The 17221-nt window shown below is 54.9% G+C and carries 25 protein-coding genes; 3 read left to right on the top strand and 22 right to left on the bottom strand.

The window, feature by feature from the left end; translation table 11 throughout:
• From rplR to rpsJ, 18 genes are all read right to left on the bottom strand, one after another.
• A complete protein-coding gene (gene rplR / locus SH467x_RS12090) occupies nucleotides 1–369 on the bottom strand; it encodes a 50S ribosomal protein L18 (RefSeq protein WP_482367368.1) in 369 nt (122 codons plus the stop codon).
• 167 nt (nucleotides 370–536) lie between these two features.
• Nucleotides 537–1079: a 50S ribosomal protein L6 gene (gene rplF / locus SH467x_RS12085; RefSeq protein ID WP_482367367.1), complete on the bottom strand. Its 543-nt coding sequence runs from the start codon at nucleotides 1077–1079 to the stop codon at nucleotides 537–539.
• Between the two features lie 109 nt (nucleotides 1080–1188).
• A complete protein-coding gene (gene rpsH, locus SH467x_RS12080; RefSeq protein WP_482367366.1) occupies nucleotides 1189–1584 on the bottom strand; it encodes a 30S ribosomal protein S8 in 396 nt (131 codons plus the stop codon).
• A gap of 20 nt (nucleotides 1585–1604) precedes the next feature.
• Complete coding sequence (locus tag SH467x_RS12075) at nucleotides 1605–1790, bottom strand: type Z 30S ribosomal protein S14 (protein WP_146678349.1); 186 nt, start codon at nucleotides 1788–1790, stop codon at nucleotides 1605–1607.
• Nucleotides 1791–1886: 96 nt separating this feature from the next.
• The gene (rplE, locus tag SH467x_RS12070) at nucleotides 1887–2450 is read right to left on the bottom strand and encodes a 50S ribosomal protein L5 (RefSeq protein ID WP_482367365.1); all 564 of its coding nucleotides are present in this window, start codon (nucleotides 2448–2450) and stop codon (nucleotides 1887–1889) included.
• 50 nt (nucleotides 2451–2500) lie between these two features.
• On the bottom strand, nucleotides 2501–2851 hold the full coding sequence (gene rplX, locus SH467x_RS12065; RefSeq protein WP_482367364.1) for a 50S ribosomal protein L24: 351 nt from the start codon (nucleotides 2849–2851) through the stop codon (nucleotides 2501–2503).
• Nucleotides 2852–3220, bottom strand: coding sequence for a 50S ribosomal protein L14 (rplN, locus tag SH467x_RS12060; RefSeq protein ID WP_146678352.1), 369 nt, complete (start codon nucleotides 3218–3220; stop codon nucleotides 2852–2854).
• Between the two features lie 67 nt (nucleotides 3221–3287).
• The gene (rpsQ, locus tag SH467x_RS12055) at nucleotides 3288–3560 is read right to left on the bottom strand and encodes a 30S ribosomal protein S17 (protein ID WP_482367363.1); all 273 of its coding nucleotides are present in this window, start codon (nucleotides 3558–3560) and stop codon (nucleotides 3288–3290) included.
• Nucleotides 3561–3620: 60 nt separating this feature from the next.
• On the bottom strand, nucleotides 3621–3818 hold the full coding sequence (gene rpmC / locus SH467x_RS12050) for a 50S ribosomal protein L29 (RefSeq protein ID WP_482367362.1): 198 nt from the start codon (nucleotides 3816–3818) through the stop codon (nucleotides 3621–3623).
• 132 nt (nucleotides 3819–3950) lie between these two features.
• On the bottom strand, nucleotides 3951–4358 hold the full coding sequence (rplP, locus tag SH467x_RS12045; protein WP_482367361.1) for a 50S ribosomal protein L16: 408 nt from the start codon (nucleotides 4356–4358) through the stop codon (nucleotides 3951–3953).
• On the bottom strand, nucleotides 4306–5019 hold the full coding sequence (rpsC, locus tag SH467x_RS12040) for a 30S ribosomal protein S3 (protein WP_482367360.1): 714 nt from the start codon (nucleotides 5017–5019) through the stop codon (nucleotides 4306–4308). Before rpsC ends, rplP begins: the two co-directional genes overlap by 53 nt.
• 10 nt (nucleotides 5020–5029) lie before the next feature.
• Entirely contained in the window at nucleotides 5030–5386 is a 357-nt protein-coding gene (gene rplV / locus SH467x_RS12035; protein WP_146678357.1) for a 50S ribosomal protein L22, read from the bottom strand.
• Between the two features lie 25 nt (nucleotides 5387–5411).
• Complete coding sequence (rpsS, locus tag SH467x_RS12030; protein ID WP_146678358.1) at nucleotides 5412–5684, bottom strand: 30S ribosomal protein S19; 273 nt, start codon at nucleotides 5682–5684, stop codon at nucleotides 5412–5414.
• 23 nt (nucleotides 5685–5707) lie between these two features.
• Complete coding sequence (gene rplB / locus SH467x_RS12025) at nucleotides 5708–6565, bottom strand: 50S ribosomal protein L2 (RefSeq protein WP_146678359.1); 858 nt, start codon at nucleotides 6563–6565, stop codon at nucleotides 5708–5710.
• A 17-nt stretch (nucleotides 6566–6582) separates the two neighbouring features.
• Complete coding sequence (gene rplW / locus SH467x_RS12020; RefSeq protein ID WP_146678360.1) at nucleotides 6583–6894, bottom strand: 50S ribosomal protein L23; 312 nt, start codon at nucleotides 6892–6894, stop codon at nucleotides 6583–6585.
• A 118-nt stretch (nucleotides 6895–7012) separates the two neighbouring features.
• Nucleotides 7013–7642 (bottom strand): 50S ribosomal protein L4, encoded by a 630-nt coding sequence (gene rplD / locus SH467x_RS12015; protein ID WP_482367359.1) that lies wholly within the window; start codon nucleotides 7640–7642, stop codon nucleotides 7013–7015.
• Between the two features lie 81 nt (nucleotides 7643–7723).
• Nucleotides 7724–8377: a 50S ribosomal protein L3 gene (rplC, locus tag SH467x_RS12010; protein WP_482371369.1), complete on the bottom strand. Its 654-nt coding sequence runs from the start codon at nucleotides 8375–8377 to the stop codon at nucleotides 7724–7726.
• Nucleotides 8378–8567: 190 nt separating this feature from the next.
• Complete coding sequence (gene rpsJ / locus SH467x_RS12005) at nucleotides 8568–8891, bottom strand: 30S ribosomal protein S10 (RefSeq protein ID WP_146678363.1); 324 nt, start codon at nucleotides 8889–8891, stop codon at nucleotides 8568–8570.
• Between the two features lie 260 nt (nucleotides 8892–9151).
• Here rpsJ and cysD point away from each other — a divergent pair, with 260 nt between their 5' ends.
• Nucleotides 9152–10063, top strand: coding sequence for a sulfate adenylyltransferase subunit CysD (gene cysD / locus SH467x_RS12000; RefSeq protein WP_482367358.1), 912 nt, complete (start codon nucleotides 9152–9154; stop codon nucleotides 10061–10063).
• 5 nt (nucleotides 10064–10068) lie between these two features.
• Complete coding sequence (gene cysN, locus SH467x_RS11995) at nucleotides 10069–11997, top strand: sulfate adenylyltransferase subunit CysN (protein ID WP_482367357.1); 1929 nt, start codon at nucleotides 10069–10071, stop codon at nucleotides 11995–11997.
• A gap of 86 nt (nucleotides 11998–12083) precedes the next feature.
• Here the strand turns inward: cysN and SH467x_RS11990 are convergent, their stop codons facing one another.
• The 3 genes from SH467x_RS11990 to SH467x_RS11980 all read right to left on the bottom strand — a co-directional run bounded on the left by SH467x_RS11990 (nucleotide 12084) and on the right by SH467x_RS11980 (nucleotide 14661).
• On the bottom strand, nucleotides 12084–13343 hold the full coding sequence (locus SH467x_RS11990; protein WP_482367356.1) for a DUF2254 domain-containing protein: 1260 nt from the start codon (nucleotides 13341–13343) through the stop codon (nucleotides 12084–12086).
• Between the two features lie 61 nt (nucleotides 13344–13404).
• Nucleotides 13405–14181 (bottom strand): pseudouridine synthase, encoded by a 777-nt coding sequence (locus SH467x_RS11985; RefSeq protein ID WP_482367355.1) that lies wholly within the window; start codon nucleotides 14179–14181, stop codon nucleotides 13405–13407.
• A 3-nt stretch (nucleotides 14182–14184) separates the two neighbouring features.
• Complete coding sequence (locus SH467x_RS11980; RefSeq protein WP_146678368.1) at nucleotides 14185–14661, bottom strand: transcriptional regulator; 477 nt, start codon at nucleotides 14659–14661, stop codon at nucleotides 14185–14187.
• A 246-nt stretch (nucleotides 14662–14907) separates the two neighbouring features.
• Here SH467x_RS11980 and araD point away from each other — a divergent pair, with 246 nt between their 5' ends.
• A complete protein-coding gene (araD, locus tag SH467x_RS11975) occupies nucleotides 14908–16644 on the top strand; it encodes an L-arabinonate dehydratase (protein ID WP_482367354.1) in 1737 nt (578 codons plus the stop codon).
• A gap of 7 nt (nucleotides 16645–16651) precedes the next feature.
• Here araD and SH467x_RS11970 read toward each other — a convergent pair whose 3' ends face one another.
• A complete protein-coding gene (locus SH467x_RS11970) occupies nucleotides 16652–17158 on the bottom strand; it encodes a hypothetical protein (RefSeq protein WP_482367353.1) in 507 nt (168 codons plus the stop codon).
• Nucleotides 17159–17221: the final 63 nt, after the last annotated feature.

Genomic DNA, 17221 nt, shown 5'->3' with positions numbered 1-17221 from the left:
CTAGAATTCCAAACCTGCTTCGCGAGCCGCATCGGCGAATGCCGCCACGCGACCGTGATACTTACAAGATCCGCGGTCCAAACAAACCGTCTTGATCCCCTTGGCAATCGCTCGCTCTGCGACGATCTTTCCAAGCTTCTTTGCTGCTTCACAATTTCCGCCGTAGCCGATCGACCCTCGTAGATCCTTGTCTCGCGTCGTCGCGGCGACAATCGTCAACCCACTTGCGTCGTCGATCACTTGGCATCCGAAATTCGTCAAGGATCGGTTGATGCACAAACGTGGACGCTCCGCACTACCACGAACCTTCTTGCGAACACGATAGGCCCGCCGCTGACGCTGACCATCCACTACTTTTCGAATATCCACGACTTACCTCGAATCCACCAGTTGTTTTCTAACCACCACCGCGACTTCCCGCTTGCTATCAGATGGCGCTCCCCATAGGGAATAACACGCAATCCAAGCAAGCGGCCCCGAGCCGCACCACCGAGAACCGGACAACTCCGGCACCCAGCCATCCGCTAAGTGTACGACTAGGTCGCACTCTTACCAGGCTTAATCTTGACTTGCTCGCCAACATAGCGAACCCCTTTGCCCTTGTAAGGCTCAGGTTTGCGAAGGGCTCGAACGTAGGCTGCGAACTGACCGACCGCCTGCTTGTCACAGCCCTTGACCGTGACGTGCGTTTGGTCAGGACAGGTGACTTCCAGATGCTCAGGAATTGGAACTTGCAACTCATTGGCGAAACCAACTCGAAGCTGCAACACCTTTCCCTTGATCGCTGCGAGGTAACCGACCCCGATGATCTCGAGCTTCTTTTCATAGCCGTTCTTCACACCAACGACCATGTTGTTGATCAAGGCGCGGGTCAGCCCGTGAAACGCTCGCGAATCGCGATTATCGTTTGCACGGTTGACGGTGACCGTCTTGCCATCGTCCGAAATCGATACCGAAACGTTCTCTTGGTGAGTGAACGAAAGCTTGCCCTTCGGCCCTTCCACGCTCACCGTTTGTCCATCGATCGATACCTTGACGCCATCCAATACCGTGATGGGCGACTTTCCAATTCTCGACATTTGAATTACCTTCGGAATGTATGGTGAGGCTGTCGCTCACCAGTCTTCCTGTTGCGTTAGAGAATCCATCGGCGATCACCTCGATCGCCAACTTCTGTATTTCCATCGACTAGCAAACTTCGGCCAGGACTTCGCCGCCCAGTTTCTGTTGCCGTGCTTCGCGATCGCTGATGACACCGCGCGAGGTACTCACGATGGAGATACCCATGCCGTTCAAAACCGGCTTGAGCTCACCACACTTGGCATAAACGCGACGCCCAGGCTTGCTAACTCGTCGGACGGTTTGAATGATCTTTTCGCCATTCGGTCCATACTTGAGTTCGATGCGGAGAACCTTTGCAGGCTCTCCTTCTACTTCGGTGTAATCCCAAATGTAACCTTCTCGCTTCAACACGTCCGCAATTCCCTTGCGAAGCTGAGAGAGAGGCATATCGACGAAACGTCGCTCGATACGAACGGCATTTCGAATTCGGGTCAACATATCCGAGATTGGGTCATTGATCATATTCTATAGCTCCCCGCTTCTTACCAACTCGACTTGCGTACACCTGGGATCAAACCTTTGTCAGCAAGCTGACGGAAACAAATTCGGCAAATGCCAAACTTGCGATACACAGCGCGAGGCCGACCGCACAACTTGCAACGGTTCTCGCGACGGGTGGAGAATTTTGGCTCTCGACTGGCTTTTGCAATCTTGCTTTTGCTTGCCACGGGTAGTTTATCCGGTTAGTACTAGGAAAACGGGTGGTTAGGGTTACTGCGTTCGAGTCGAGACTACCCAAATCGACGCATACTTTCGACTGTTAACTAGGCTGTCTTTTTGACCTTGGGAGCCCGGAAAGGCATTCCGAACATCTCCAACAATCGACGCGCTTGGTCGTCGGTGTCGGCGGAGGTCACGATGGCGATGTTCAAGCCCTGCGCCTTGGCGAACTTGTCCCCGGTCAACTCAGGAAACACCAACCACTCGGAAAGTCCCATGGAGTAATTGCCATTCCCGTCGAAAGCGGTACGGCTCACTCCTCGGAAGTCACGAACCCGAGGCAACACAATGCTGATCAGTCGATCCAAGAATTCGTACATTCGATCCCGTCGCAAAGTAACCTTGCAACCGATCGCAACGCCCTCTCGCAATCGAAAACCAGCGATAGACTGACGGGCCAGCGTGAGGACCGGCTTTTGACCCGCGATTTCAGTCATCGCGTCGGCAGCCAGTTCCAAAAACTTCTTGTCTTGCATCGCCTCTCCAACCCCCATGTTGATGGAGATCTTCTCGACGCGAGGGATCGACAAAATGTTTTTGATGCCCAACTCCTTGCCGAGCTCGGACTGAATCGTTTGGAAGTACAGTTCTTGAAGTCGCGGTGCCATGTTTCTAACGAGCCAAAGGGCTCTTATCTTCTAAGGACCTACCGAATGAATTAAGACTTTTGAGCGTGCGAAGCACGCGCCGGAGCGATAACACTAATCGTCGCCCCACTCTTCTTGCTGTATCGTTCTTTGGAGCCGTCTGGAAGGAACCGAACCCCAATCCGCGTTGGCTTGCCGGTCTGCGGACACACCAAAGCGACCTTCGACACGTCGACAGGAGCTTCTTTGGACAAACGTCCCCCTTGCGGATTCCGTTGCGATCGCTTCACGTGCTTGAAAATCTTGTTCAGATTCTCGACGACGACCTTCTTCTCCGTTCGGTCGACCTTGATGACGCGACCTTTTTGGCCTCTGTCACTACCGGACAGCATGACGACGATGTCGTTTACCTTGATCAACATTTAAACTACCTCGCTCGCCAACGAAACAATCTTTGTAAAACTCTTCTCGCGCAACTCCCGTGCCACTGCACCGAAGATTCGCGTGCCGCGCGGGTTGTTGTCCTTGTCCACCAACACGACCGCGTTGGTGTCGAATCGAACGTAACTGCCGTCGGCTCGACGCGATGGTTGCGAAACTCGCACAATCACGCCCCGCACCACAGCCTTCTTTTTGATCTCGCTGCCGGGAATAACGCTCTTCACCGAGCAGATGATGACATCGCCCAAGCTCGCGTAGCGGCGACGGGTACCGCCCAACACTTTGATGCACATCACCTCGCGTGCACCGGTGTTGTCAGCAACCACCAATCGTGTTTCTTGTTGAATCATTTTCGACTATCCCGAACTTCTGTCCGTTTGATTTCTAATGAATGCTTGGCCCCGAACCCACGTCGCCCTACGCGTCGGACGAAACGCTCTCGACCGATTTGCTCTTCTCGACGACGCGAATCAAATTCCATCGCTTGAGCTTCGACAAAGGACGCGATTCTTCGATCTCGACTTTGTCACCGACTCGCGACTCGTTGTTCTCGTCGTGTGTGTGACAAACAGTCTTCTTGCGGATGATCTTCGAATAGCGTGGGTGTCGCACCAATCGCTCGATCTCAACCCGACGGGTCTTCGCTGTCTTATCGCTGGTTACTACACCGACCAAAATTCGACGTGGCATAATCTGTTAACGTTTGTTAATAACTGTTTCGGAAGGGACTATGGTCAAGGCTCGTGTTCACTAAGCCTTTTTGTTTGCCCGCTCGGTTTGAATCGTTCGGACCCGAGCGATCAACCGTCGGTTGTGTCGCATCTGGGCCGGGACATCGACTCGTTCCGTCTGCGATTGCAAACGGAGCTTGAACATGGTCTCCGCAGCATCGACTGCTGTCAGGTCCAACTGTTCGTCGCTCATTTCTCGTAGTTCTGACGCTTTCATGATCTCAATCTTCTTAGCAAATCTTATGTGGAACCAAGTCCCCGCCGACTTCTCTCCGGCCCGACTGGAATCCGGATGGACTGGACTCCCGACGGACTGTCGCCAGGACGAACCCAACGACCTTCCACCACCCTAAGCAGGGCGGCGTCGAACCAGCCTGACAGGTACAGGCATCTTGGCCGCCAACCGCGCGAAACAAACCTTTGCCTGCTGCTCGGAAACACCGCTCAGCTCATAAAGGATCGTCCCAGGCTTGACTACAGCCACCCAGTACTCCGGCTCCCCTTTACCCTTACCCATCCGGGTCTCCAAGGGCTTCGAGGAAACTGGCTTATCTGGAAATACTCGAATGTAGAGTCGACCTTCGCCACGAACGTATTGATTACCGGCGATACGGCCCGCTTCGATTGTCTGGGCTCGAATCCAACCGCCTTGAAGGCACTGGAGTCCGAAGTCACCGAAGACAACCTTGTTACCGCGGGTCGCGTTACCTTTTATACGTCCTCTTTGGCTTTTTCGGTGCTTGACCCGTTTGGGCATCAGCGCCATCGTTAGCTTCTCCCGCGTAAGAACCTTGATTTACCCATACCTGAATACCGATATTTCCTTGCGGAGTAGCGGCTTCAGCAAACCCATAACTAATCTTCGCTTGAATCGTGCTCAATGGGAGAGCGCCGGCATTGCCTTTTTCGCAACGGGCCATTTCCGCACCACCGAGACGACCCGACATCTGAATCTTGATCCCGAGCGCGCCGGAATCCATCGCTGTTTCAATCGCTCGCTTCATCGTGCGTCGGAAGCTCGCTCGCTTCATCAACTGCTTGGCGATGTCCTCCGAGATCAACTGTGCCTGAATCTCTGGTCGGTAAACCTCTTCGACCTTGAGATTGACCCGGCGACCAATCAGATTTTGAAGCTCCTCTTGGAGGATCTCGATCTCGGTCCCCTTCTTACCAATGATCAACCCTGGCTTCGCTACGAAGACCATCAACCGGACTTCGTCGCGAGTTCGCTCGATCTCAATGCGATCGATGCCCGCTTCTCGGTAGGCAGGTTTGGTTGGATGATTCTTGATGAACTTGCGAATCTTTTGGTCTTCAACCAACAGTTCCGCAAACTCTTTCTTGCTTGCATACCAGCGGCTCTTCCAGCCCATCACAATCCCGGTACGGAAGCCGATTGGATTTACTTTTTGTCCCATGTTCCGTTTCCTACAGCTCTTCAAGTCGTTTGAGTTCTACCGAAATATGAGCCGATCGCTTAAGGATCGTGAACGCTTGTCCTCGCGAACGAGGCTGAAAGCGTTTGAACATCGGTCCGCCGTCGATGCGGGCATCGACCACCACCAACTCTTCTGCGGAGAACGATCGACCGCCGTTTTGCTCGGTGTCTTGTGCATTCCCAACGGCGCTCTTGATCACCTTCTCCAACATCCTCGCACCGCGATGGGGTTGGAACTGAAGGAGCTCCAGCGCTTCGTCCGCAAACTTGCCACGTACCAAGTTTGCCAGAGGTCGGACCTTTCTGGCACTGATGCGTGCGTATCGATGAACGGCTCGAAAAGCCATGATGATTCCCTATTTCAAAACGTCGTTACTTCTTGCCGCCCTTGCCACCGTGACCGCGGAATGTCCGCGTCGGGGCAAACTCCCCGAGTTTGTGACCGACCATGTCTTCGGTCACGAACACTTTGATGTGGGCCTTGCCGTTGTGTACCATAAAGGTCGTTCCAACAAATTCTGGAACGATCGTGCAGCGACGCGCCCAAGTGGTAATAGGCTGGCTATCACCCTTCTCACGGAGCTTCGCAAACTTCGCAAACAACTTGGGGTCTACGAAAGGCCCCTTTTTTGTCGAACGTCCCATACGTCAGAACTCTTCCCTACAAACTATTTAAGTTTCAATTGACCGTAACGAACCGACTTGCGGCGACGAATGATCGCCGTGTTGCTTGGCTTGCGCGGTCGACGTGTCGATCCACCCTTCGCCAACTTGCCCGTCGGGCTCACTGGGTGGCGTCCACCCTTCGTTCGTCCTTCACCACCACCGTGCGGGTGATCGTGCGGGTTCATCGCTGTACCGCGAACGTGAGGCCTCCAGCCCTTCCAACGATTTCGTCCCGCTTTACCGATCCGAATCGCGTCGTGCTCGCTGTTACCAATCTTTCCAATGACCGCTCGGCACTGCCCTGGTACACGGCGAACTTCACCGCTAGGCAATTGCAACTGAGCCCAGCCGGACTCTCGGGCCATCAGAACCGCAGAAGTCCCGGCGGATCGGCACAAGGCCGCGCCACGACCTGGCGTCATCTCCACGCAACAAACTTCCGTCCCCGGTGGAATGTTTCGCATCGGCAAGCAATTCCCGACCGTTGGCGGTGCATCGGCACCGTTGAGCAGAGTCTGGCCTGCTTTCAACCCATCCGGAGCAACCACATACGCCTTCTCACCATCGGCGTAGTGAAGCAACGCGATGCGAGCAGAACGGTTGGGGTCATACTGGATGGAATGGACCTTGGCAGCAACCCCGTCTTTAATGCGACGGAAGTCAATAACCCGGTACATCTGCTTGTGACCACCACCACGATGCCGCGCGGTGATGAAGCCTTGATTGTTTCGTCCGCCGTGTCGCTTCAATCGCTTGAGCAACGACTTCTCAGGCTTAGCACCTGGTGTCAACTCTGCGAAGTCGCTAACAGACGAATTGCGTCGTCCTGGCGATGTTGGTCGGTATACTCGAATTCCCATGGTATCTCAGTCGTCTCCTAGAAGAAGTCGATCTTGTGTTCGTTACTCAACTTGACGATCGCTTTCTTCCAAGCCTTCGTCACACCTGCCTTGGCTCGGTACCGCCGGGTCTTGCCAGCGCGATTTTGCGTCGCAACTGCAACTACCTTGACGTTAAAAAGCTCTTCAATCGCTTCTTTGATTTCGGTCTTGTCCGCCAACGGATTCACTTCGAATGCGTAACGGTTCTGACGGGTCGCTTTGTGCACTCCCTTTTCCGTTACCAGAGGTCGAATGACGATCTGGTGAGCGGTCAAGGTCATACTGGTTTTCGGTGGCTGTTTTGCCATTTTCTCTCTCGCCTAAACGAGTCCGCTTGTCTTGCTGTTAATTCACCCGACTCCCCCGAAGGCTCGTCATGGCGTCATCTGTTTGTCGTCGCTCTAACCAAGTATCCCCGGCCGAAAACTAGGCTGTTGCCCGAGTCTTCAACCAATCCAACGCTTCTCGCGTCACGACCAGCTTGCGAGGACGCAAGACGACCAACGCATTCAAATCCGATACAGGACTGATGGTGCAACCCTGAATGTTCCGGCCGCTCAAGTAAACGTTTCGGTCCAAAGAACCAACCGCCAGCGTCTTGGTTTGGCCTTCTAACCCCAACGCCTTGAAAGCACCCGCCAAAACCTTGGTCTTTGGCGCATCCATCTTCAATTGATCCACAACCACCACGGAGCCTGAGCTGATCTTCGCGGCGATCGCCATTCGCGTCGCTGCTTGAACCGCCTTGCGAGGCAATCGGTAGTAATACGATCGAGGCTGACGAGCATTCGCATGCCCACCACCACGTCGAACCGGAGTCCGCCTTGCACCCGCACGGGCATTACCCGTACCCTTTTGTTTGTACAATTTCTTGGTCGACCCAGCGACTTCGCCGCGGGTCTTCGTCTTGTTGCTGCCCTGACGTTGGTTCGCCAAATACATCACGACGACGTCGTGCAGCAACTGCTTGCTAATCTTCGGAGCAATGGAAGCCGGGTCGATTTCGTATTCGCCGACTTTGTTGCCCGACAGGTCGTATACAGGAAGTGTTGTCATTTCTTATTTGCCTTAATTCCGACAGCTCAGGACTGCGTTCGAATTACTCTGTTCGAGTTGCCCAGTTCAGCCCCACAGCTCTTAACCGAGCATATTGGTCTCACGAACGATCACAAAACCACCCGTCGGGCCAGGAACAGCACCGCGGACCAGAAGAAGGTTGTTTTCGGCATCTACCCGCACAACCTTGAGATTTCGCATCGTGACACGGTCCACACCGTATTGCCCCGCACCCTTGCGACCCTTGCGAACACGGCCAGGATAAGTACCCGCTCCCGTACCCCCTGGATGGCGGTGCACCTTCTTCACACCGTGCGTTGCACGTTGACCAGAATAATTATGCCGCTTCATCCAACCCGAGAAGCCATAACCCTTACTGGTTCCGGTTACGTCGACAGCTTTGACGCCATCCAACACAGAAACCTTGATCTCAGATCCCACTTCCGCAGACGGCGCGCCGCGAAACTCTTTGACAAACCGCTTTGGCTCGCACTCGGGCTTTGCAGCCGGCGCACCACCAGCAGCCTTCAACTTGGTCGATCGCTTGCTCGAAATCGCAGCGACATGACCTCGCACAGAGCGGGAAGCCAAACGTCGTGGCTTGTCAGCGAAACCCAACTGAATCGCTTCGTACCCATCACGATCTACGGTCTTGACTTGCAAGACGTGGCAAGGCCCAGCCTCGATCACCGTCACCGGGACCGCACGGCCATCTTGTTCATAAATTTGCGTCATACCGACCTTGCGGCCGAGAATACCTTTGCTCATCGTCTTTTTCCGTAAATCGTTTGCTTGCCGGGACTCACCAATCCAGTCCGACGACCGGGGACAGCTCAAAACAGTTTGCAGCCGCCCATTTGGTGGTTACCCTTCAAGCTTCCGTTCATTGTGGAATACCTGATGGATACGTTTTCAAAACCGCGAACTATCGCGACGTTGCCTTAATCTTGATGTCTACCCCTGCAGGCAAACTCAGCTTGTTCAGAGCCTCAATGGTCTTGGCGGTTGCCTGCTTGATATCGATCAAACGCTTGTGAGTTCTGATCTCGAACTGCTGACGAGCCTTTTTATCGATATTCGGGCCGGAAAGAACGGTATAACGCTCAATCCTGGTCGGCAACGGAATGGGACCATGCACTTCGGAGTGCGTTCGCTTTGCGGTGTCTACGATTTCCAGAGCACTTTGATCCAACACCGCATGGTCGTAAGCCTCCATTCGGATTCGAATAACTTCATGCGTTCCGGACACTCTACTCACCGTTTTCAGAAAAACACCGAAAATGCTGGCATTGGATTACGAACCAGCGGCCCAAACCCCACGTCGCTCGCGGGAGGGGAAAAGATAGGGAGGGGTGGAAAAGTCGTCAATCGCAAAACGATTTTTTTAGTCGGTCAAGTCCGAACCTTTTTGGACGGAACGGGCGCGATCCTCCTTCTCGGGTTGACGCTGGCCCCAAAATTTCGACACTCCACCGTACCAGATCGCCTAAACCGAACTCCGAGGATGGAATGAACTCCTACCACCTGACTCACCTCAAGCAGCTTGAGGCCGAAAGCGTCCATATTATCCGCGAAGTTGCCGCGGAGTTTAAAAACCCGGTCATGCTGTACTCGGTCGGCAAAGATTCTGCCGTAATGACCCACTTGGCCCTCAAGGCTTTCTATCCGGACAAACCTCCATTTCCCTTTCTCCACGTCGATACGACTTGGAAATTCAAAGAAATGATCGCTTTTCGCGATAGCTACGTGAAGAACGAACTGGGAATCGAACTCCTTGTCCACATCAACGAGGAAGGTCTCCAACTGGGGATTAACCCGTTCGAGAACAGCGAAAAACACACCGAGGTGATGAAAACGGATTCGCTGAAGGCTGCGCTCAACAAATATGGCTTCGACGCCGCCTTCGGAGGCGCCCGCCGGGATGAAGAGAAATCGCGGGCCAAGGAACGGGTCTTTTCCTTCCGAGATAAATTCCACCGCTGGGACCCCAAAAATCAACGCCCCGAACTCTGGAACCTCTACAACGCGAAAGTCAACCCGGGCGAGAGCATCCGGGTCTTCCCACTTTCCAATTGGACCGAACTGGATATCTGGCAGTACATCTACATGGAAAAAATTCCACTCCCTGACCTCTACATGGCCAAACCTCGCAAGGTGGTTAACCGAAACGGGATCTGGATCCACGTCAACGACGAACGGATGCAACTACTACCGGGCGAAGTCGTCGAAGAACGCATGGTCCGGTTCCGCACCCTCGGCTGCTACCCTCTGACCGGCGGGGTCGAATCCGACGCCACGACGCTACCCCAAGTCATCCAGGAAATGCTGCTCACCAAGACCTCGGAGCGGCAAGGTCGCGTGATCGATAAAGATGGCGGCGGAGCCGGCATGGAACTCAAAAAGATTCAAGGGTACTTCTAAACAATATGTCGCACCAAAGTGATTTGATCGCCAAGGATATCCTGGCTTACCTCGAGCAGCACGAACGCAAAGAACTGCTCCGCTTCATCACCTGCGGAAGCGTCGACGACGGAAAAAGCACCCTGATCGGACGCTTGCTCTACGACAGCAAGATGCTCTACGAAGACCAGATTGCCCAACTCGAGACAGAAAGCAAAGTCCACGGAACGACCGGCGGCGGCTTCGATCCCGCGCTCGTGACCGACGGCCTGCGCGCCGAACGCGAGCAAGGTATCACGATCGATGTGGCGTACCGATACTTTTCGACCGCAAAACGAAAGTTCATCATCGCCGATACCCCCGGCCATGAACAATACACGCGAAACATGGCGACCGGGGCCTCGACCGCCGATCTCGCTATTATCTTGATCGACGCGCGACACGGGGTTCTCACTCAAACCAAACGGCACAGCTTCATCGTTTCCCTCCTCGGCATTCGCCACGTCGTAGTGACCATCAACAAAATGGACTTGATGGGATACAGCCAAGAGACATTCGAAAAGATCTGCAGCGACTACCGAGACTTTGCGTCCCGCCTCGATTTGCCCGACTTGCACTTCATTCCTATCGCCGCTCTCCACGGCGAAAACCTCGTCGATCCCAGCCCCAATATGAGCTGGTACCGAGGTAGCACCCTCATGAATTTCCTGGAATCGGTCTATATCGGATCCGATCGCAACCTCGAAGACTTCCGACTCCCAATCCAATTTGTCAATCGCCCCAATCTGGACTTCCGCGGATTCAGCGGGACACTCGCCTCAGGCATCATTCGCAAAGGGGACGAGATCATGGTCCTCCCCTCCAAACGTACGAGCAAGGTGAAACGGATTGTTACATTCGATGGCGACCTCGAAGAAGCCTTCACGCCGCAATCGATCACCGTCGTGCTCGAAGACGAAATCGATTGCTCGCGCGGGGATATGATCGTCCGCCCAGGTAACATCCCGAAGATCTCGAACAGCTTCGATGCCACCATCGTCTGGATGGCCGCCGAGCCGATGGTTCCGGGTAAGACGTATTTGTTCAAGCAAACGTCGCAAACCGTCACCGGACAAATCGACTCCCTCAAATATCGCGTCGACGTCAACACCCTCCACCGCACACCGGCTCCGGATTTGCAACTCAACGAAATCGGACGATGCGCCGTCACGTTGAGCCAGCCGATTTACTTCGATGCGTATCGACGCAACCGCGCAACCGGTTCCTTCATCATCATCGACCGAATCACCAACGCGACAGTCGGCGCTGGCATGATCTCCGATCGAGATTCCGCCAAACAACCGCTGGCCGCTTGGGAAACCTCCGACGAAAATCAGTCCGCCACCACCGGTGAAGTCTCGCAAGTTCGCGATGAGGAACGAGTCGCTCGATTCGGACAAAGACCAGCGACTCTCCTCTTCACAGGCCTTCCCTGCTCCGGAAAAACAACCGTTGCACTCGCCGTCGAACGCTCCCTCTTCGACAACGGTCGCGCTGTCGCTGTACTCGATGGGGAACGCATGCGCCGAGGAGTGAACAAGGACCTTGGGTACTCGATCGAAGAACGGAGTGAAAACCTTCGACGCTCCGCACACATCGCCAAGCTGTTCAATGAACATGGGCTCCTGTGCCTGGCCGCCTTCGTCGCTCCAAGCCAGTCGGTTCGAGACCGTGTCTCCGATGTGGTAGGCAAAGATCGTTTCTTCGTCATCCATTGCACGGCCGACGAAACGGTCCGAGCACAGCGATTCGCATCGCTGAAGTCAGAAGCAGCCCAAACACTGGAACAAGGCGCTGCCTCGGAGTACGAAGTACCCGAAGCTCCTGACTTGGTATTGAACACCAGCCAGCTTTCGCTCCCCGAATGCGTGGAAGCGGTTATCGCACTGCTCCAAGAGAAACAGATCCTCCGCTAAACCTTTTAATAAGCTGCGACCATCAAATACCTAATGCTGCACAAGCTCCAACCGAAAAGAGACTTGGCAGCAACGATGGCTACCGATTAGCCCGAATTGGCAAATCGGCCAGCCCTTCTCACTGCTTCCAAGTCATCGGAAAGTTCCATTGCTTTTTCGGCGCGAGCCATCGACTTTCGGGCATGGTTCAACGGTACCAGCTTCGATTCCACATCGCAGACAGCGACTAGCGCTTCAAGCCCCTTTTGAAGCCTGAGAACCACTTCAACGGCCCCTGCACCGTCTCGCGCAATCATCGTGAATGCGTCGTCGAATAAGTCATTCAGATCCAACGAGGGTACCGCGACTCGATCGAATTCAACACCCATGGCTTGCTCCCGATCCGAAGGCTCGCACCAAAATGCAAGCAGGCGTACCAATGCGCCAATCACAGCAATCGCTGATCCTGAATCGTTGATGGCGGGTGACAAAGCACGGCTAGCGATCTCTGAAAGCACGACCAATCCGAATCGCGGATCTTGGTCGAATACCCGATCTCGACCGACGACGAATGCCCCCATAATTTCACGCTTCAAGTCTGCGAACTGGTCGGGATGAACGCGAACATATGCCAAAGGTCGGCCCGGAGAGGCAAAGGTCCCTGGCAGCGCGGCGACATGGATATGAATTTCATACTTCTCTGCGATGGACTGCAAAGCGGCCATCTTCACTTGCTGGACATATCCGATTCCATCTCCATAAATCGCTTCCGACGCGAGATCAGGCTCGACCCATTTTGCGCCTCCCAACCGTGGGGACTTGCGACGCCTTTTCATGGCTCGCGCTGTCGCCAATTCCACTTTATCGATCGTCGCGCTCAATCTCCCGAGACGAGCAATTCGATCTACCCACCACACAAACGTGAGAATCACGACTCCGAACACGATAAATGTCATCGACACCAGCGCAAAACGCCCGCCCCGATCGTAGTATCCATTCTCAAGCGCAAAAAGAGCGACAATGCTGAACAGGAACGCCCCAATAAATGCCGTCAACGCGTTCTGCGAAACATCGTCGGCGATAATGAGGGGAAACGCGCGAGGCGTCGCAGAACTACCCACGGACGCATATGCAGAAACCATCGACCCAACGGCGAAGATTGCCATCACCAACATGCTCGATGCGATCACTTCTAAAAGAGTTCGCACAGACTCAACAGAAATGTTCGGTGCAACCGAAGTCACCCCCAACGCATCGGCAGACTTGGCGATAAAAATCGCGGCGACCGATACTCCACAGATCGCCGCAGGCTTCACCCAAAGACGCTCTCGAAATCGATGGTACAAGAAGGAAAACCAATCATTCATGCCCTACGAATCTCCCAATCACACGAGGAATCGGACATCTCTCCCATACTCCGAGACGCGGTCACGAAACCGATAAAGCTCTTAAGGCCTCGATCGCTCGATCAAATTCCGAGCCCCGCCCGGTCGCGATGGTCAAGAGCTCGTCGGTGTAAGGGTGTCGAAAATCGAGCCGCACTGCGGTCAATAGCATACGATACACTCCGGTCATTTGGTGCATCATTTGGTTATGACGATGGTCGCCATGCCTGTGGTCACCGATGACTGGATTGGCGACATGATTGAGGTGTCGACGAATCTGATGCCAACGCCCTGTGAGCGGTTTGATCTCCAGCAACGAATAGCGACTCGTGGGGAATCCGTTCGACTCCCATGGTACTTCGAAACGTTGCAGGGACTGAAACTCCGTGTAGGCTTCTTGAACAGGATTCCCCTCTGTACTCCCTGGATCCCACTCCTCCCCGAACTTGTCTTGCAAGGGTCGGTCGACGACAAAGGCATCGTCCGTGAACCCCCGCACAAGGGCTTGGTAGTACTTGGCCATTTGCCGATCGGTGAATCGCTGCACTAGTTTCGCAGCAGCTTCGCTGTGAAGCCCGAAAAGAACGATCCCGGCCGTCGGCCGATCCAATCGGTGGACCGGATACACGAATTGCCCAATCTGATCTCTCAACGCCTGCAGCAGCACGGGTTCGTGCGGCAAAGTCAGCTTGCTGCGGTGAACGATCAATCCAGCAGGCTTGAAGACCGCCAGGAGGTGCTCGTCCTGGTAAAGGACACGCAGAGGACGAGAAAGGGTCTCGCCGATGAAGTCATCCGTTTCTTGCAAGGCGAGCGACACTACCTACTTCTTTTTCTTTTTCTGTGCCTTCTCGGCTTGCGCAACCAGCGCGTCACGGTCGGTGATCTCCAAGTCACGCGCTAAACAAGCGAGTGTCCAAGCCTTTTTCTTGCCGTACGTATTCCAAGCAAAACTCACCTTGCGACGCTTTCCATCCGAATCGGTCCACATCGCGCAGTAGCCAAACGACTCTGCATTCTTCCAACGCGGGTCCACGTTCCGGACCAAGTGAACCCCTACCTTGCCGCTTGTGTTGCGAGACGACTTCAGATTCTTCGAAGTCTGAATCGGTGGGGCGATCGCAACCCACTCCTCATACCGCTTCTTCGCAGCCGCAAGCGCTTTCGCTTTTCCACCGTAGGCGCGATCATTGAAGAACTCCTGCTGCCGCTCTCCGGCACGTGTCAACCGCACCATCCAACCGCGGGTTGTCACTCCTTCGTACTCAATTCGCGTTATCCCTTTGATCGACTTTGCCATGTTGTGCGCTGCTCAAAAAATTAGATAAAACACCTGCGTGCACCCAAGATACTCCAAGCGAATGGCAGTTGCTAGCTATCGACGGAATTGCTGGAAACTTTCTTTTCCAGCCCCGACACCTTGTCGTTCGGCACCCGCCCCCCAAAGAAGGGGGTGAGTTCCCTCTCGGCGGGAATGGATAGAACAAGACGGTGATTCCTGGTATCACTATGGTGCCAAGATCCCCATTAACGACAGGAAATCTAGATGTCAGGCAAACCCTCCCCCTCCCAACCGAATCCGACTCTCCGGTCCGCTCGTTGGTTTGCAAAAGATGACTTGCGAAGCTTCGGACATCGCTCCCGGCTCAAAGGAATGGGCTACGACGATGCGGATTTCATGGGCAAGCCGGTTGTGGCCCTTCTCAATACCTGGAGCGACTTGAACACCTGCCATTCCCATTTCAAGACGCGGGCGGAGGAAATCAAACGTGGCATCCTCCAAGCCGGTGGGTTTCCTGTCGAGGTCCCCGTCGTAAGCTTGGGCGAAATGCTGATGAAGCCCACGACGATGCTCTATCGAAATCTGCTCGCGATGGAAGCCGAGGAAGTCCTGCGATGTCACCCGATCGATTCGGTCGTCCTGATGGGCGGATGCGACAAAACAGTCCCCGCCTTGATCATGGGTGCCATCTCGGCCAACCTGCCCTTTGTGTTCTTTCCGGCGGGCCCCATGCTCAAAGCGCGGTGGAAGGACCAAACGCTGGGAAGCGGCACGGACGCTTGGAAATTTTGGGCGGAACGTTGTGCTGGTAACCTTTGCGATGGCGAATGGAAAGAGATCGAAAACTGCATCGCTCGCTCGGCAGGAACATGCATGACGATGGGTACGGCCTCGACCATGGCATGCATCGCCGAAGCACTGGGCGTCACCTTGCCCAACGCTGGGAGCATCCCAGCCGTTCTCTCGGAACACAGCCGACTGGCCGTCGCAACTGGCCGTCGCGCCGTGGAACTGGCAACCTCCAACCGGAAGCCGCTCGATTTCCTATCACGCGAGAGTTTCGTCAACGCCATGATTACGCAACTCACCTTGAGCGGGTCTACCAACGCCATCGTCCACATGATCGCGATGGCGGGGCGGGCCGGCATCCCAATCACGCTCGACGACTATGATTCCATCTCCAAACGCGTTCCCGTCCTGGCCGATCTACGCCCCAGCGGACGCTATCTCATGGAGGACTTCTACAATGCGGGTGGACTACCCGCCTTGCTCAATCAATTGAGAGACACGTTGCATTTGGATGCTGAGACGATCAACGGTATGACCTTAGGGGAACAAATCGCGCCGGCCCAAGTCATCGACACGGAGGTGATTCGAGACCGCACACGGGCGATTTGGCCTACAGGGGGAACCTATGTTCTGCGCGGGAACTTGGCACCTGATGGGTGCGTGATCAAGACGGTCGCCGCAGACCCCAAATTGCACCGCCACACCGGCCCTGCCTTGGTATTCAAGTCCTACGCGGACATGAAACTACGTATCAACGACCCAGAACTTCCCGTAACCCCCGATACCGTGCTGGTCCTGCAAACCGGCGGTCCTATCGGTGCTCCAGGCTTTCCCGAGTGGGGCATGCTCCCAATTCCGGACAAGATTCTCAAAATGGGGATCCGTGACATGGTCCGCATTTCCGACGCGCGCATGAGCGGTACCAGCTATGGAACCTGCGTGCTGCACGTGGCACCCGAGTCCTACATTGGCGGCCCTTTGGGACTCGTTCAAGACGGCGACCTTATCTCGCTCGATGTGGAAACGCGAACACTGCAACTCCTCGTCGACGAGACAACCCTGGCCAATCGAAAAGCCCAATGGAAGAAACCTGAACCGCGGTGGTCGCGTGGCTACTTGAAGCTCTTCGCGGAACACACCACCCAAGCGAACTTGGGATGCGATTTCGATTTCCTCCACGGGAATACTCCCGATCTAGAGCCGGAAATCTAACTCGACTCTAGGCGGATATCGGAGTGCGTTCATAGGCTCCGTGCTTGCGGAGAATCTGTTGCACTTCCGAGACTCGATCCGTACGGACGGTGACGACGACTCGTCCACTGTCCAATTCCTGCTCGTAATGCTCAGCATCTTCGACCGAGAGTCCGAAACCTGTGAGCGCCCCCACAACCCCTCCGGCGGTCGCACCCGTTGCCGCACTCGCGAGCAACGCCGCGAAAGTTCCCCCCGCAATCACCGGACCGATCGCTGGCAACATTCCCGCTACGACGGCCAAACCCCATAAGGCTCCGGCTCCTAAACCAAGGGCTGCACCGGTGGCAGCACCCATTGCTGCTCCCTCGGTTGAATCGTCTGGCGAGATTCCACCAATGGGACGTGAAGCATCCCCATTGAGTCGTTTGGCGATGACGCCAATCTGATTGTGATCAAGCCCGATAGCAAGGAGTTCATTGACCGCCTCCTGAGCTTCCGCATGCGTGCGAAATGCACCGATTACTGTATTCATCACAGTCTCCCGTTTCGTGAAGAGAATTCGGCTAAAACCGCGATCTGGGAAAGTCCCAATCGC

The organism is Brakhagea slesvicensis (assembly GCF_052161625.1).
GTDB lineage: Bacteria > Planctomycetota > Planctomycetia > Pirellulales > Pirellulaceae > JBKCUI01.
The sequence above is the reverse complement of the archived record's forward strand: the minus strand, read 5'-3'. Positions and strand labels throughout refer to the sequence as shown.